The sequence below is a fragment of the Rhodoferax ferrireducens genome (assembly GCF_003347515.1).
Lineage (GTDB): Bacteria > Pseudomonadota > Gammaproteobacteria > Burkholderiales > Burkholderiaceae_C > Rhodoferax.
In genome coordinates, this window is record NZ_QEII01000235.1 from 1 (window position 1) to 14,072 (window position 14,072).

The following is a 14,072-nucleotide window of genomic DNA, read 5'->3' on the forward strand; positions in this document are numbered from 1 at the left end:
CCAAACTTAGCTGCCAGCACGGTGGTGATGGCCGCCGTCAAGGTGGTCTTGCCGTGATCGACGTGGCCAATGGTGCCGACGTTAACGTGCGGCTTGGTACGTGCGAATTTTTCTTTTCCCATTATCAGACTCCGAAAAGTAACTGGACTGTTAAATCAAAAATTATCGTAATCAACCAGCACCAACATCCAGTTGGCACACCCAATTGACACACCTAAAACTGGTGCCCATTCCGGGAATCGGACCCGGGACCTCTCCCTTACCAAGGGAGTGCTCTGCCACTGAGCCAAATGGGCAAACTTGACCTGCAAACACAGACCAGGCAAAAACTTATCTAACCAAACCAACACATCAACTGTGGAGCGGGGTAGGAGAATCGAACTCCTCGCTTTAGCTTGGAAGGCTAAGGTATTACCACTATACGAACCCCGCACTGGCTTGCCTTGCAAGCTACCGCTGCAGTGTCCCCGCACTCACATAAGCACGCGCCCCAACGGCTATCTAACAGTCAATCTGTCACTGGTGGAGAGGGCTGGATTCGAACCAGCGTACTCGTAAGAGGGCAGATTTACAGTCTGCTGCCATTAACCACTCGGCCACCTCTCCAAGGTGAGCCGCAAATTATGACATGAAAACTCAGTGCCTGCGTATCTAATTTAAGAAACTTCGAATTACCACGCGATCGGCGTGCGCCCATGCTGCATGAGAAATGCATTTGCCAGACCGAAATGACCACAGCCAATGAATGGTTTTGGCGGCCGCATGGCGGACAGGGGCGATGGGTGGTTGGCCGTCAGCACCAAATGGCTGGCCCGCGCACTAGCCGCATGGGCGCCATTGGCGGTGATGAGACCCTGCTTGGTTTGCGCATGCGCGCCCCACAACAGGAATACCACCGGATTTTCCAGGTTAGAGACGGCGCTGACGATGGCGTCCGTCAGCTCCTCCCAGCCGCGCCGGGCATGGCTGGCGGGCAGGCCGTCTTCCACCGTGAGACAGGCATTGAGCAGTAGAACACCTTGCTGCGCCCAGCGAACCAGCGACCCATCGGTGGGTGCGGGCAAGGCGCTGTTTGCGAGCAGAGGGTCGCGGGCAATTTCCTTGAAGATATTGCGCAAGGATGGTGGCAGCTTGACGCCCGGTGCGACCGAGAATGCCAAGCCCTCCGCCTGACCCGGCCCGTGGTAGGGGTCCTGCCCCAGAATGACCACCTTGACCTGCGCCAGCGATGTCAATACCAGCGCCCGAAAGGGCTGCGGTGGATAGACGATGGCACCGCTGGCCAGTCGCTCCTGCAGAAACCGACCCAATTGCTGCCCCGTCGCGCTGGCCAGAAAACGATCCAACACGGGACGCCAGTCCTCGTCCACCGGCCAGCGCTCCGGCGCCCAGGCGCGCAGGCGGGCCGGATTGCAGGCTGCCGGGGCGCTGGCGGGCAGCGCCGAGTCAAAAGGAAAACTGGCCTGTAGCTCTTTTGCAATATGCACAACCAGCTCCTGAATCAATAGCAAATTGGCACTTTACGGAAGCAGTGCAGTGCTGGCACATCAGCCCGCAGCAAACAGTCCAGCCAGCGCCACACCGGGATCCGGCGCGCGCATGAAGGCTTCCCCCACCAGAAACGCGTTGATGCCAGCAGCGCCCATGCGCAGCACATCTTCGCGGGTATGGATGCCGCTCTCCGTCACCAACAGGCGCTCGGGCGGCACGTCGCGCATCAGGGACAAGGTGGTGTCGAGCGACACTTCAAAGGTCTTGAGGTTGCGGTTGTTGATGCCGATCAAGGGTGTCTTGAGCTTCAAGGCACGCGCGAGCTCGGACGCGTCATGCACTTCCACCAGCACCGCCATGTCCAGGCTGCGGGCAATCGTCTCGAATTCCTTCATCTGCACGTCGTCCAGGACGGCGGCAATCAGCAAAATCGCATCGGCGCCCATGGCACGGGATTCATACACTTGGTAGGCGTCGACGATAAAGTCCTTGCGCAGCACCGGCAACTGGCACGAGGCGCGGGCCTGCTTGAGGTAGTCCACGCAGCCCTGGAAAAACTGCACATCAGTGAGTACCGACAAACAGGCGGCACCATGCTCGGCATAGGTTTGCGCAATATCGGCCGGAATGAAATCCTCGCACAGAACGCCTTTGGACGGGCTGGCCTTCTTGATTTCTGCGATCACGGCGGGCTGCCCGGCCGCGATCTTGGCGCGCAGGGCGCCGACAAAATCACGCGTCAAGACGCGGGACTCGGCATCCGCACGCATCAAGGTCAGGGATTTCTTGTTCAGCGCCGCAGCGACCTCCTCGCGTTTGACCGCGACGATTTGGTTCAGGATGTCAGTCATGCTTGGGCGGCTCCTGCGAGCCGTTCTTCAAAATGTTGATAAAAACGCGGTGCATCACCAGACCCACCACGATAAAAAGGGCGGAGATGCCCAGCGCAATCCAGGCGCCCTCGCCGTGCCAGAGGCTGCTCATGTCAGACGCCGCTTAGCGCGTGCGCCGCCGTCACCAGCTGCCCCAACTTGGCCTTGGCCGCTCCTGATTCAATAGCTACCCGCGCTTGTTGCACGCCGGCCGCCATAGAATCCGCCACATTCGCCGCATACAGCGCGACGCCGGCATTGAGAATCACAATCTCCTTCGGCGCACCGGGCTGATTGTCCAGCACGCCCAGCAGCATGGCTTTGGACTGCTCCGGCGTTTCCACCTTGAGCGCACGGTTGCTGGCCATGACCATGCCGAAATCTTCCGGGTGAATTTCATACTCGGTAATTTCGCCGTTCTTGAGTTCCCCCACCAGCGTGGTCGCGCCCAGTGACACCTCGTCCATGCCGTCCTTGCCATACACCACCACGGCGTGCTCGGCACCCAGGCGCTGCAGGGCCCGCACCTGGATGCCCACCAGATCCGGGTGGAACACGCCCATCAGAATGTTGGGCGCGCCGGCCGGATTGGTCAGCGGCCCCAACAGGTTGAAGATGGTCTTGATGCCCAGTTCCTTGCGTACCGGCGCCACATTTTTCATGGCCGGATGGTGATTCGGCGCGAACATGAAACCGACCCCGACCTGCGCAATGCACTTCGAAATCGCTTCCGGCGACAGGTTGATGTTGATGCCCAGCGACTCCATCACGTCGGCGCTGCCGCTCTTGCTGCTGACGCTACGGCCCCCGTGCTTGCTCACCTTGGCGCCCGCCGCCGCCGCCACAAACATGGCGCAGGTCGAGATATTGAAGGTGTGCGAGCCGTCGCCGCCGGTGCCGACGATGTCGACCAGATGGGTTTTGTCCGCCACATGGACCTTGGTGGAGAACTCGCGCATCACCTGCGCGGCGGCGGTGATTTCGCCAATGGTTTCCTTCTTCACGCGCAAGCCAGTGATGAAGGCCGCCATCATCACCGGCGACCACTCGCCGTTCATGATCTGGCGCACGATGTGCAACATCTCGTCGTGAAAAATTTCCCGGTGCTCGATGGTGCGCAGCAGGGCTTCTTGCGGGGTGATCTTGTGGGTGTTCGGCATGATGCATTGACTGGTTTAGGGATGGATGGGATTGTCCGTCAGAGCGAGTTTCAGGCCAAATCCGATGAATACTGCACCGGCTACGCGCTCCAGCCAGTGCATGCCGCGGCGCAGCGTGGCAAAGCGTTGCGACACGGCAGCGCCCAGCGCGGCGTACGCCAGGTTCACCCACAGGCCATTGAAGTTGAAGATCAGGCCCAGCAGCACAAAGGCCAGCGTCTTGTCCGGCGCTCCCGGCGCGATGAACTGCGGCAAAAACGCGAGGAAAAACAGCGCGACTTTCGGGTTCAGCACATTGGTCCAAAAGCCCTTCATGAACACCTTTTTCAGATCATTTTGGCCTGTAGCCACCGTATTGATTGCGGTAGCAGCTATTGAATCAGTAGCTGCTTCGGAGGCTGCCCCATTCGGTGACGGTCGGGCAGCCGCGTCCAGGCCGGCTGATTTCGGCCGGCCCGGCAAGGCCAAGCCCAACATCGTCCAGCCCACGTACACCAGATAGGCCGCGCCCAGCCACTTCAGAACCGAGAACGCGGTGCCGGACGCCGCCATCAAGGCACTCAGCCCCAGGGCCGCCGCCGCGATGTGCACAAAACAGCCCGCCGTGATGCCCAGCGCCGCCACCGCCCCCGCGTGCCAGCCGCGTTTGAGCGAATGGGTCACGATGTAGAGCACGTCGGGGCCCGGCGTCAGGTTGAGCAATATGCCGGCGGCGATGAAGAGGCCGAGATGATCGATTCCGTAGAACATGACAGAGCTTTCAAACGTCGCGAATTGGAGGCGAGCGGTCCGTCGTCGCCGGCTCGGCCGCCAGGAAATCCCGCACCGCCGCCACCGTCTGGTCAACGCCGGCGACATCGACGTCCAGGTGCGTGACAAAGCGCAGGCGGTACAGGCCGGTGGCGAGAATGCCCCGCGTCGCCAGGTAGGGGATCAGGTCACCGGAACGCGCCCGGGCATCATCGATCAAGTCGACGAAGAGAATATTAGTCTGGGGCGGCTCCACGATCAGACCCGGCAGGCGGGCCAAGCCGTCAGCCAGGCGCTGCGCGAGGGCGTGGTCGTCGGCCAGGCGCGCCACATGGTGGTCCAGTGCATACGAGGCCGCAGCCGCCAGCAGGCCCGACTGGCGCATGCCGCCGCCCGCCATTTTGCGGATGCGGTGGGCGCGGGCGATGAAATCCCGGCTGCCACACAGGGCCGAGCCAACCGGCGCACCCAAGCCCTTGCTGAAGCAGACGGAGACGCTGTCAAAACACTGGGCGATGCGGCGCGCTTCAGTAAAGACGTTGCCCCCACGCTCGCCACTTTGTGTGCTTCGCTGCCCCCCGAGGGGGCCGTGGCCGCTTTGGGACGGCCCGGCGCCGGCCAGCTTGCCCCCGGCCTGCGCCGCTTGCGCCACCGCTGCGTTGAACAGGCGGGCACCGTCCAAATGACGGCTCAGGCCTTTGCTCTGGGCCAGCTCGGTGGCTTGCTGCAAATAGTCCAGGGGCAAGAGCTTGCCACCCAAGGTGTTTTCCAGCGCCAGCAGCCGGGTGCGCGCAAAGTGCGCGTCGTCGGGCTTGATGGCGGCATCAATGTCGGCCAGCAGCAAGCTGCCATCGGGCTGGTGATTCAGCGGCTGCGGCTGAACGCTGCCAAACACGGCGGCACCGCCACCCTCCCAACGATAACAATGCGCCATCTGGCCGACCAGGTACTCGTCGCCGCGCTGGCAATGGGCCAGGATGGCGCACAGATTGCTCTGCGTGCCGGTCGGCACAAACAGCGCCGCCTCGAAACCCAGCAGGGCCGCGATCTGCTCCTGCAAGGCGTTGACGCTGGGGTCGTCGGCAAACACGTCATCCCCCAGCGGCGCGGCCAGCATCGCCTCCCGCATGGCGAGCGTGGGCTGCGTCACGGTGTCGCTGCGCAGGTCAATAATTTTAATCATTTAAGCCTCTAGCCCCCGTAAAGTAAGCGCAAACAGCTACTCAATTAATAGCAGACAATCAAACCCGTGGCGTCAGAAAGTTCTGCAGCATGGCGTGGCCGTGCTCGGTCAGGATGCTCTCGGGATGAAACTGCACGCCCTCGATGTCCAGCGTGGTGTGCTTCACACCCATGATCTCGCCGTCCTCGGTCCAGGCCGTGATCTTGAGGCAGTCGGGGCAGCTCGGGCGCTCAATCGCCAGCGAGTGGTAGCGGTTGACGGTGAACTGCGCCGGCAAGCCGGCAAACACGCCCTCTTGCGTGGTGGTGATGACGCTGGTCTTGCCGTGCATCAGCTGCTGCGCCCGGACAATCTTGCCGCCGAAGGCCGCGCCAATCGCCTGATGCCCCAGGCACACGCCCAGAATCGGCAGCTTGCCGGCGAAATGCTGGATGGCCGCGACCGAAATGCCGGCTTCGGCCGGTGAACAAGGCCCGGGCGAGACCACCAGCCTGTCGAGCTGGCCCGCCTGCAAGCGGGCGTCAATCTCTGCCACCGTGATTTCGTCGTTGCGAAAGACTTCCACCTCGGCCCCCAACTCGCCCAGATACTGGACGATGTTGTAGGTGAAGGAATCGTAGTTGTCGATCATCAGGAGTTTGATTTTTGTGCGCATGATTTACTCCAGTCCTTCTTCCACCAATTCCGAGGCCCGCAGCAGGGCGCGCGCCTTGGCCTCGGTTTCTCTCCATTCCAGCTCGGGCACCGAGTCGGCCACGACGCCGGCGGCGGCCTGCACGTACAGGGTCTGGTCCTTGATGATGCCCGTGCGGATGGTGATGGCCACGTCCATGTCGCCGGCATAACTGATGTAGCCGCAGGCGCCGCCGTACAGGCCGCGCTTGCTCGGCTCCAGCTGGTCGATCAACTCCATGGCGTGCACCTTGGGCGCACCGGTCAGCGTGCCGGCCGGGAAGGTGGCCTTGAGCACATCGATGGCGCTCATGCCGTCCAGCAAAGTGCCTTCGACGTTGCTGACGATGTGCATCACATGGCTGTAACGCTCCACCGCGAAGGCTTCGGTGACCTTGACCGAACCAATCTTGGCGATGCGGCCGATGTCGTTGCGCGCCAGATCGATCAGCATCACATGTTCGGCACGCTCTTTCGGGTCGTTGATCAGTTCCACTTCGACCGCTTTGTCCAGTTCGGGTGAGGAGGCGCGGGGCCGGGTGCCGGCCAGCGGGCGAATGGTGACTTTCTGCTCGCCACCGGCCACGGACTCCTGGCGCACCAGGATTTCGGGCGAGGCCGCCACCACATGGAAGTCACCCATGTGGTAATAAAACATATAGGGTGAGGGGTTCAGGGCCCGCAGTGCGCGGTACAGCGAGAGCGGCGACTCGGTATAACGCTTCTTGAGGCGCTGCCCCACCTGCACCTGCATGAAGTCGCCCCCGGCGATCAGTTCCTTGGCGCGTTCCACGGCGGCCAGGTAGTCGGCCTTGGCAAATTCGCGCTCGACGGTGTGGCTTTGCGTCGGCTTGACGACCGGGGCACTGACCGAATACTTCAGCTGCTCCTTGAGTTCGCGCAGGCGCTTCTTGGCATTGGAATAGGCCTCGGGACGGGCCGGGTCGGCATAGACAATCAGGTACAGCTTGCCCGACAGGTTGTCGATCACCGCCAGCTCCTCGCACTGCAGCAGCAGGATGTCGGGACAGCCCAGGGTATCGGGCGGGCACGAGGCTTCCAGCTTTTTCTCGATGTAGCGCACCGCATCGTAGCCAAAGTAGCCGGCCAAGCCACCGCAAAAACGCGGCAGACCGGGGCGCAGCGCCACCTTGAAACGCTTTTGGTAATCGGCAATGAAATCCAGCGGGTTGACGCTGGAAGTTTCCACCACCACGCCGTCGGTGACGACCTCGGTGCGCGCATCGGCCCCAAAACCCATGGCACGCACCAAGGTCCGGGCCGGCAGGCCGATGAAGCTGTAGCGGCCAAAGCGTTCGCCACCGACGACGGACTCCAGCAGAAAGCTGTATTTGCCGCCATCCTTGGAATGCGCCAGTTTCAGGTACAGCGACAAGGGGGTTTCCAGATCGGCAAAAGCTTCTGCCATCAGGGGAATGCGGTTGTAGCCCTGGGCGCTCAGGCTTTTGAATTCGAGTTCAGAGATCATGGGACAGGATTCTTTCAATTCAGTGCCGGACCTTGGGCGCGCGAACCGGGCATGTTGCCATCAGTACGCGGTAGGTCCAGCGAGCAGCCCGGTGGGCTGCGGTTCATTCAGACACGGAGGGGGAGGAACTCAGGCGCGCGCCGTCGTTCCTTGCAGCGGACGCCAGGGCCAGGCTCCCCGGTCGCTACAACCTGTGATGCTGATGCGGTGAATGAACATACTGGCAGTGTAGCAAACCCCGGGCGTCCCGCTGACCATGGCCACCTTGGCCCCGTCATCGAAAACCCTGTTGCGCGCCACGGCAAAGCACTTGAAAATGCGGACACCGTCAAAATAGCACGGTCGTTCTATTAATAAGGAATCTCATGCAACGCTTCAAATCCATGGCCTTGGCGACGCTCGCTGGCCTCCTCGCCTTCAACGCCCTGGCGGCAAGCGTGGAAATCCACGGCGTCAAGCTGGAAGACAATGCCGACGTGCAGGGCAGCCGGCTGCAGCTCAACGGCGCGGGCACACGCTACAAGGGACCGTTCAAGGTCTACGTCGCCGGCCTGTACCTGGGCAAGAAAGTCGGCACGCCCGATGACGTTGTCAATCAGGCTGGCGCGAAGCGCCTGAGCATCACCATGTTGCGCGACATTGATGCCGCTGAACTGGGCAAGTTGTTGACGCGGGGCATGGAAGACAACATGAGCAGGAGCGAAATGTCCAAGCTGATCCCTGGCCTGATGCGCATGAGCCAGATCTTCTCGGATCAGAAGAAAATGCTGGCCGGCGACAACTTCCTGATCGAATGGATCCCCACGAGTGGCAGCGTCATCACGGTCAAGGGCAAGGTGCAGGGCGAGCCCTTCAAGGAGCCCGAATTTTTCAAGGCCTTGATGTCGATCTGGCTCGGTCCGGTCCCGGCCGACTGGAAACTCAAGGAGGCGCTGCTGAGCAGCAAGTAAGAAATAAACAAGTCGGCGAGGCAGCCGCTTGCGCCATCCGTTCTTGATATTTGCGGAAAAACACCTGCGCATAGAATGATCCGCGGCGAGTCGTCCAACTGTCTTAGGGTCCCCATGTTCAAGCTATCTTCCTTCACCATCGCCAAGCGTCTGACACTGCTGATCGTCAGCGCCATTTTGGGTATCGCCCTCCTGGCCGCCATGTTCCTGATCTCGGAGCGGCAATTGATCATGGAAGAAAGGCAAAACGCCGTGCGCCAATCGGTCGAAGCGGCGCACGGCTTGGTCGTCCACTTTCACGCCCTGGTGGGCAAGGGAAAAATGTCCGATGAAGACGCCAAGCAGGGGGCCATGGCGGCGCTGAAAGACTTGCGCTACAGCGGCACCGAGTATTTCTGGATCAATGACATGCAGCCGAAGATGGTGATGCATCCGATCCGGCCGGAAATGGATGGCAAGGACCAGTCCGACAGCAAGGACCCCAATGGCCAGCGGCTGTTTGTCGAGTTCGTCAACGTGGTGAAAGCCAGCGGCGCCGGCTTTGTCTACTACCAGTGGCCCAAGCCGGGCAGTGAGCAACCGGTACAGAAGGTCTCTTATGTCAAGGGATTTGCGCCATGGGGCTGGATCATCGGCTCGGGTGTTTATGTGGACACGGTAGATTCCGTCATCGCCGGCCGGGTCCTCGTTTTTTCTATCGGCGCATTGGTGCTCGCCGGAATTTTGCTGGCCATGGGCCTTTTGATTTCACGCAGCATCTCGAAGCAACTCGGCGGCGAGCCGGCGTACGCGACGGACATCACGCACCGGTTGGCCGAAGGCGACCTCACGGTCCAAATCGCCCTGGCGAACCAGGGGCAGGCCAGCCTGCTCAGCGCGATCGTCGCCATGCGCGACAAGTTTGCGGCCATCGTGAGCCAGGTGCGCCAGGGCGCCGAAAGCGTGGCCACCGCCAGCGCCGAGATTGCGCAGGGCAACAACGACTTGAGTGCCCGCACCGAGCAACAAGGCAGCGCCCTGGAACAGACCGCCTCCTCCATGGAGCAGCTCAGCGCCACCGTCAAACAAAACGCCGACAACGCCCGCCAGGCCAACCTGCTGGCCATCAGTGCCTCGACCGTGGCCGTCAAGGGCGGTGAAGTGGTGTCGCAGGTGGTGGACACCATGAAGGGCATCAACGACGCCTCGCGCAAGATATCCGACATCATTCAAGTCATTGACGGCATTGCCTTCCAGACCAACATCCTGGCCCTGAACGCGGCGGTGGAAGCGGCGCGCGCCGGCGAGCAGGGCCGCGGCTTTGCCGTGGTGGCCAGTGAAGTGCGCTCCTTGGCCGGGCGCTCGGCCGAAGCGGCAAAGGAAATCAAGTCCTTGATCAACGCCAGTGTGGAGCGCGTGGCACAGGGCACGACCCTGGTCGACCAGGCCGGCACCACCATGACCGAGGTCGTGAGTTCCATCAAACGCGTGACCGACCTCATGGGTGAGATCAGCGCCGCCAGCAGCGAACAAAGTGCCGGCGTGTCGCAGGTCGGGAACGCGGTGACCCAGATGGACCAGACCACCCAGCAAAATGCGGCGCTGGTCGAAGAGATGGCGGCCGCGGCCAGCAGCCTGAAATCACAGGCACTGGAACTGGTGCAGACGGTGGCGGTATTCAAGCTGGATGCGCGTGACACGCAGCACGGCATCACGCTCCCCACCGCCGCGGTGCGCTCGCACAAGCCCGGGGCGCCGCCCTTCAAGGGCACCGAGCGACGTGGGGTTGGCGTGCCCAAGGGCGCGGCAGCCAGATCACCGGCACCCACGCCTGCTGCCAAGGCGTCCGTTACGCCGGCCAAGATGGTCGTCGCCAGGCCAGCGAGCCCCAAGGCCCCCGTCAAGGCCGCACCTGCCGCCGGCGCTGACTCGGACTGGGAAACCTTTTAAGCCGGGATCAGGCTCTGCAATGAATCGGTAAATCCATCGGCATCCACGGCGCGAATGGGCTCGCCGTGGTTATAGCCGTAGGTGACCAGTAACACCGGGCAACCGGCCGCCCGGGCCGCCTGGGCGTCGTTGCTCGAATCACCAATCATCAGGGTGCGCTGCGGCGAGCTTCCCAGTGCCTCGCAGGTTTTGAGCAGTGGCAGGGGATCGGGCTTTTTACGCTCAAACGCATCGCCGCCAAAGGTCAGATCGAAAAATCCATCCAGGCCCTTGGCTTTGAGCAGCGCCAGGGCAAACGCCGTGGGCTTGTTGGTCAGGCACGCCAGCTTCAAGCCGCGGGCCTTGAGATAGCCGAGCCCGGCCACGACACCGGCGTAGACCTCCGCGTGCTGGCCGTTGATGCGCTGGTAGTGACGCTGGTAGCTGGGCCAGGCCTGCAGATAGAGATGCGCCAGTTCATCGCTTTGCCGTCCGGCCGCTGGTTGCTCATTTCCTCTTAAATTAATAGCCTCCTGCGCAGAATGGACGAGGGCCAGAACGCTTTTTATCAAATGCTCCGAGCCTTTGCCGACCAGGCGCATGACGGTGGCGCGGTCCACCTGGTGGCGATCAAAAGGTGGCGACAAATCGCCCAGCATGGCGTTGAGTGCGACTCCGAAATCGCCCAGGGTGTCGACCATCGTACCGTCCAGGTCGACGATGACCGCGTCCACATCAAAGTGGTTCAAGTTCATGGATTTCACAGCAAGCCCAACAGATCGAGCCAGCCAGTTTACTTGGCTTGTCCCTGCCAGCCGGGTCACCCCGGATGACAGGGACACGCCGCGCGCCTAGAACGAGTGCTTGATGCCCACGTTCAGCAGCGTGGCGTTGGTGTTGGCACTGGTGCCGCCCGCCACGATGGTCGTCAGGAGATTCGCATTGGCATCGGCATCCACATAGGCGAGCGTGGCGTACAGGGTGGTGCGTTTGGACAAGGCGTATTCATCGCTCAGGATGAATGAGGTGGTCTTGTTGGTATCGGCATTTTTGTCCCGACCATAGTAGACGGCGGCGATCACGGTGTTGTTCGACGCGAGTTTCCAGTCCAGGCCCAGGCCAACAACCTCCACATTGCTGACCTCGCTCCCGGCGGCATCCTTGTTCGTGCCACGCAGGTAGTTGAGCTTGCCGGTCAAGGCGCCCAGGGTGTAGCCCGCGCCCACCGAGTACACGGCGCTCAGGCGCTCGGACGTGTTGGCCCGATTGGTCGCCTGGTAAGCGGCTGACAAGGAGACCGGGCCGGCGTAACTTGCACCCAGCGCCAGCACGGCGCCGCCGGTCGGGCCGACCGGGTTGTTTTCAGCCACGCTGTAACCCAGCGCCAGGTTCACCGGACCCACGGTGTTGCTGTAGGAAATGGCGTTGTGCAGGAACACGCCGACATCGCTGTTGGTGTTGGGGCCGGCCAGAACGCCCGAGTTGTAAGCCCATGAATACAGGCCGGAAAAGTTCTCGCGCAAACCGCGCGGATCGGTCGCGGCAAAAGCCAGGACCGCCGGACTGTACATGGTGCCCAGGGTCAAGGTACCCAGGCTGGCCGATGACAGGCCGATATTCGCCTGCCGGCGGAACAGCGGGCCAACGGAGGCGCCGGTGTCGGCGGAAAAGTGCGATTCCAGATTGAAATTGGCCTTCAGGCCGTTACCCAGATCTTCCGAGCCACGAAAGCCCCAGATGCTGGGAGCGATGCCGCCGTTGTAGACCTGGGTCGTGGACACCGTAGGCGCCGCATTGTTTTGCCACAGCAAGCCCAAATCGACATTGCCGTAAACCGTCACCGAGCTTTGGGCCGCTGCCGCGCCGCAAACCAGCGCCAGGGCCGCCATGGCCACCCATTTTTTCTGCATTGAATGCTTCACCATCTCGCTCATTAAATAGCTCCTCGTCGTTGTTTGTAAAAAGTCACGCAACTGTTTGTGACAACTCGTCACCGCAAAATGCGTGCCGGATGGCCGGGCGGCGGGATAGCGGGGCGTCGGTTTTCGCAAATTGCGACAGAGTTGCACAGCCAAGCATCGGGCGCGCAGGCCGCGCTCGCTGGGCAAAGGCGCTTGGGAGCGATACGGAAAGGCGTCGGACCAGGCTGGCTAGAGAACACGGGGATGCGCCAGCGGCGTCAAATCACAGCGATACAAGCCCGTTCCAAATTGGATCAAGTTGTTTCAGCCGCCCGGGGTGAGCGTCAACAACAAGACATCGACTTCGGGTTTACCTTGATCCGGGGGCTGAACGAAACCCGGGCCCTGCGCTACTTCACCAACTGGTTGAGTTGAATGATGGGCAGCAGCACGGCCAGCACGATCAGCATGACCACCACGCCCATGGCCACGATCAGCAGCGGCTCCAGCAGGGTGGCGAGCTGCATGGCGCGGCGCGCGACTTCGGTGCCCAGTTGCGTGGCAGCGCGCTGCAGCATCAGCGGCAGCTGGCCGGTTTGCTCGCCCAGACGGGCGAACATGGCGAGCAGACCGGGAAAGCGTTTCTTTTGCGCCAGCGCCGAGGCCAGCGGCGCGCCTTCGCGTACCAGCACCAGCGCATCCAGCGCGTCGGCGCGCATGGCGCGGTTGGACAGGGTTTCGGCCGCCGCCTGCAAGGCCTTCAGGATCGGCACGCCGGCCGCAGCGAGCATGGCCAGGGTGCTGGCAAAACGCGCGGTGTTGTAGCTGCGCGCCAGTTTGCCCAGAATCGGCAGGTTCAGCCAGGCACCATCAAACTTTTCACGAAATACGGGCTTAGCCAGCGCAAAACGTGCGCCGATAACTATCAAAACAATAGCAAGTAGCATCAACCAGCCATAGCTGCGCACGAAGTCACTCAGGCCGATCATGAGCACGGTCAGCAAGGGCAATGCCCGCTTGCTGCCGGCAAACACATGGGCCACCTGCGGCACCACGTAGGTGACGAGGAACAACACGATGGCGATCGCCACCAGGGTCACGATGGCCGGGTACAGCGCCGCGCCGATGAGCTTGGCCTTGAGCGCCTGCTGCTCTTCCAGGTCGTCGGCCAGGCGCTCCAGCACCAGGCCGAGCTTGCCGCTTTGCTCGCCGGCACCGATCACGGCCACAAAAATAGCGGAGAACTCCCGCGGATGCAGTCCCAGGGCCCGGGCAAAGGTCGAGCCGCCGTTGACCTCGGCGCGCAGGGAAGCCACCAGATGGCGTTCACCCTCCCGCTCGGCCTCGTCCGACAGCGAAGTCAGCGCCCGCTCCAGCGGCAGGCCGGACGAGACCAGCCCAGCCAGCTGGCGCGTCCACACGCCCAGGCCGTTGGCGTTGAAAACCCGGCGCCTGAAAGCCCGACCGCCCAGACCCGAGCCGGCCTGACCCGGCATCTGAGTGGAATCGGCGCCGACGCTATCGACCTTCAAAGGCACCATGGCCTGGCCGCGCAGCAGGCCGCGCGCCGCCTTGGCCGAGTCGGCCTCGATCACGCCTTTGCGGGTGTGCCCCTCGGCGGTCAGGGCTTCAAATGAATAGACCGGCATGGCGTTGCTCTACGTTATTCCGCAGGCGGGCCGCAGCGCCGGGCCGC

The 14,072-nt window shown here is 62.2% G+C and carries 14 protein-coding genes and 3 tRNA genes; 2 read left to right on the forward strand and 15 right to left on the reverse strand.

Annotated elements, in window-relative coordinates:
- From C5P05_RS05450 to C5P05_RS05500, 12 genes are all read right to left on the reverse strand, one after another.
- The coding region (locus C5P05_RS05450) for a GTP-binding protein (protein ID WP_232834345.1) at positions 1-122 on the reverse strand (122 nt) is incomplete at its 3' end.
- Positions 123-221: 99 nt separating this feature from the next.
- Positions 222-296: transfer RNA gene (locus tag C5P05_RS05455), tRNA-Thr, on the reverse strand.
- Between the two features lie 62 nt (positions 297-358).
- A tRNA-Gly gene (locus tag C5P05_RS05460) sits at positions 359-432 on the reverse strand.
- A gap of 88 nt (positions 433-520) precedes the next feature.
- Positions 521-606: transfer RNA gene (locus C5P05_RS05465), tRNA-Tyr, on the reverse strand.
- 65 nt (positions 607-671) lie between these two features.
- Positions 672-1,439 carry a uracil-DNA glycosylase gene (locus tag C5P05_RS05470; protein ID WP_114968884.1) on the reverse strand — a complete coding sequence of 256 codons (768 nt, stop codon included), beginning with the start codon at positions 1,437-1,439 and terminating at the stop codon, positions 672-674.
- 108 nt (positions 1,440-1,547) lie between these two features.
- Positions 1,548-2,342, reverse strand: a complete 795-nt coding sequence (gene trpC / locus C5P05_RS05475; RefSeq protein WP_114968850.1) for an indole-3-glycerol phosphate synthase TrpC — start codon at positions 2,340-2,342, stop codon at positions 1,548-1,550.
- Entirely contained in the window at positions 2,335-2,475 is a 141-nt protein-coding gene (locus tag C5P05_RS33995; RefSeq protein ID WP_198674633.1) for a hypothetical protein, read from the reverse strand. Before C5P05_RS33995 ends, trpC begins: the two co-directional genes overlap by 8 nt.
- A 1-nt stretch (position 2,476) precedes the next feature.
- A complete protein-coding gene (trpD, locus tag C5P05_RS05480) occupies positions 2,477-3,523 on the reverse strand; it encodes an anthranilate phosphoribosyltransferase (protein ID WP_114968851.1) in 1,047 nt (348 codons plus the stop codon).
- Between the two features lie 15 nt (positions 3,524-3,538).
- Entirely contained in the window at positions 3,539-4,273 is a 735-nt protein-coding gene (locus C5P05_RS05485; RefSeq protein WP_114968852.1) for a LysE family translocator, read from the reverse strand.
- A gap of 10 nt (positions 4,274-4,283) precedes the next feature.
- On the reverse strand, positions 4,284-5,456 hold the full coding sequence (locus C5P05_RS05490) for a GntG family PLP-dependent aldolase (RefSeq protein ID WP_114968853.1): 1,173 nt from the start codon (positions 5,454-5,456) through the stop codon (positions 4,284-4,286).
- 58 nt (positions 5,457-5,514) lie between these two features.
- Complete coding sequence (locus tag C5P05_RS05495; RefSeq protein WP_114968854.1) at positions 5,515-6,111, reverse strand: anthranilate synthase component II; 597 nt, start codon at positions 6,109-6,111, stop codon at positions 5,515-5,517.
- A gap of 3 nt (positions 6,112-6,114) precedes the next feature.
- Positions 6,115-7,617: an anthranilate synthase component I family protein gene (locus C5P05_RS05500; protein WP_114968855.1), complete on the reverse strand. Its 1,503-nt coding sequence runs from the start codon at positions 7,615-7,617 to the stop codon at positions 6,115-6,117.
- 365 nt (positions 7,618-7,982) lie between these two features.
- Between C5P05_RS05500 and C5P05_RS05505 the strand changes: the two genes are divergently transcribed.
- Both C5P05_RS05505 and C5P05_RS05510 read left to right on the forward strand, forming a co-directional pair.
- On the forward strand, positions 7,983-8,567 hold the full coding sequence (locus C5P05_RS05505; protein ID WP_114968856.1) for a chalcone isomerase family protein: 585 nt from the start codon (positions 7,983-7,985) through the stop codon (positions 8,565-8,567).
- A 114-nt stretch (positions 8,568-8,681) separates the two neighbouring features.
- Entirely contained in the window at positions 8,682-10,496 is a 1,815-nt protein-coding gene (locus C5P05_RS05510) for a methyl-accepting chemotaxis protein (protein WP_114968857.1), read from the forward strand.
- Here the strand turns inward: C5P05_RS05510 and gph are convergent.
- From gph to gspF, 3 genes are all read right to left on the reverse strand, one after another.
- Complete coding sequence (gph, locus tag C5P05_RS05515) at positions 10,493-11,230, reverse strand: phosphoglycolate phosphatase (RefSeq protein ID WP_114968858.1); 738 nt, start codon at positions 11,228-11,230, stop codon at positions 10,493-10,495. The two genes, C5P05_RS05510 and gph, sit on opposite strands and share 4 nt — an antisense overlap.
- A 96-nt stretch (positions 11,231-11,326) precedes the next feature.
- Positions 11,327-12,409: a porin gene (locus tag C5P05_RS05520; protein WP_232834355.1), complete on the reverse strand. Its 1,083-nt coding sequence runs from the start codon at positions 12,407-12,409 to the stop codon at positions 11,327-11,329.
- 377 nt (positions 12,410-12,786) lie between these two features.
- Positions 12,787-14,025 carry a type II secretion system inner membrane protein GspF gene (gene gspF / locus C5P05_RS05530; RefSeq protein ID WP_114968860.1) on the reverse strand — a complete coding sequence of 413 codons (1,239 nt, stop codon included), beginning with the start codon at positions 14,023-14,025 and terminating at the stop codon, positions 12,787-12,789.
- Positions 14,026-14,072 lie beyond the last annotated feature (47 nt).

What these genes read in the sequence shown, in the direction of transcription:
- gspF (WP_114968860.1), bottom strand. Translation starts at nt 14,025, where the DNA reads ATGCCGGTCTATTCATTTGAAGCCCTGACCGCCGAGGGGCACACCCGC.
- C5P05_RS33995 (WP_198674633.1), bottom strand. Translation starts at nt 2,475, where the DNA reads ATGAGCAGCCTCTGGCACGGCGAGGGCGCCTGGATTGCGCTGGGCATC.
- C5P05_RS05510 (WP_114968857.1), top strand. Translation starts at nt 8,682, where the DNA reads ATGTTCAAGCTATCTTCCTTCACCATCGCCAAGCGTCTGACACTGCTG.
- C5P05_RS05485 (WP_114968852.1), bottom strand. Translation starts at nt 4,273, where the DNA reads ATGTTCTACGGAATCGATCATCTCGGCCTCTTCATCGCCGCCGGCATA.
- trpC (WP_114968850.1), bottom strand. Translation starts at nt 2,342, where the DNA reads ATGACTGACATCCTGAACCAAATCGTCGCGGTCAAACGCGAGGAGGTC.
- trpD (WP_114968851.1), bottom strand. Translation starts at nt 3,523, where the DNA reads ATGCCGAACACCCACAAGATCACCCCGCAAGAAGCCCTGCTGCGCACC.
- C5P05_RS05505 (WP_114968856.1), top strand. Translation starts at nt 7,983, where the DNA reads ATGCAACGCTTCAAATCCATGGCCTTGGCGACGCTCGCTGGCCTCCTC.
- C5P05_RS05495 (WP_114968854.1), bottom strand. Translation starts at nt 6,111, where the DNA reads ATGCGCACAAAAATCAAACTCCTGATGATCGACAACTACGATTCCTTC.
- C5P05_RS05500 (WP_114968855.1), bottom strand. Translation starts at nt 7,617, where the DNA reads ATGATCTCTGAACTCGAATTCAAAAGCCTGAGCGCCCAGGGCTACAAC.
- C5P05_RS05520 (WP_232834355.1), bottom strand. Translation starts at nt 12,409, where the DNA reads ATGAGCGAGATGGTGAAGCATTCAATGCAGAAAAAATGGGTGGCCATG.
- C5P05_RS05490 (WP_114968853.1), bottom strand. Translation starts at nt 5,456, where the DNA reads ATGATTAAAATTATTGACCTGCGCAGCGACACCGTGACGCAGCCCACG.
- gph (WP_114968858.1), bottom strand. Translation starts at nt 11,230, where the DNA reads ATGAACTTGAACCACTTTGATGTGGACGCGGTCATCGTCGACCTGGAC.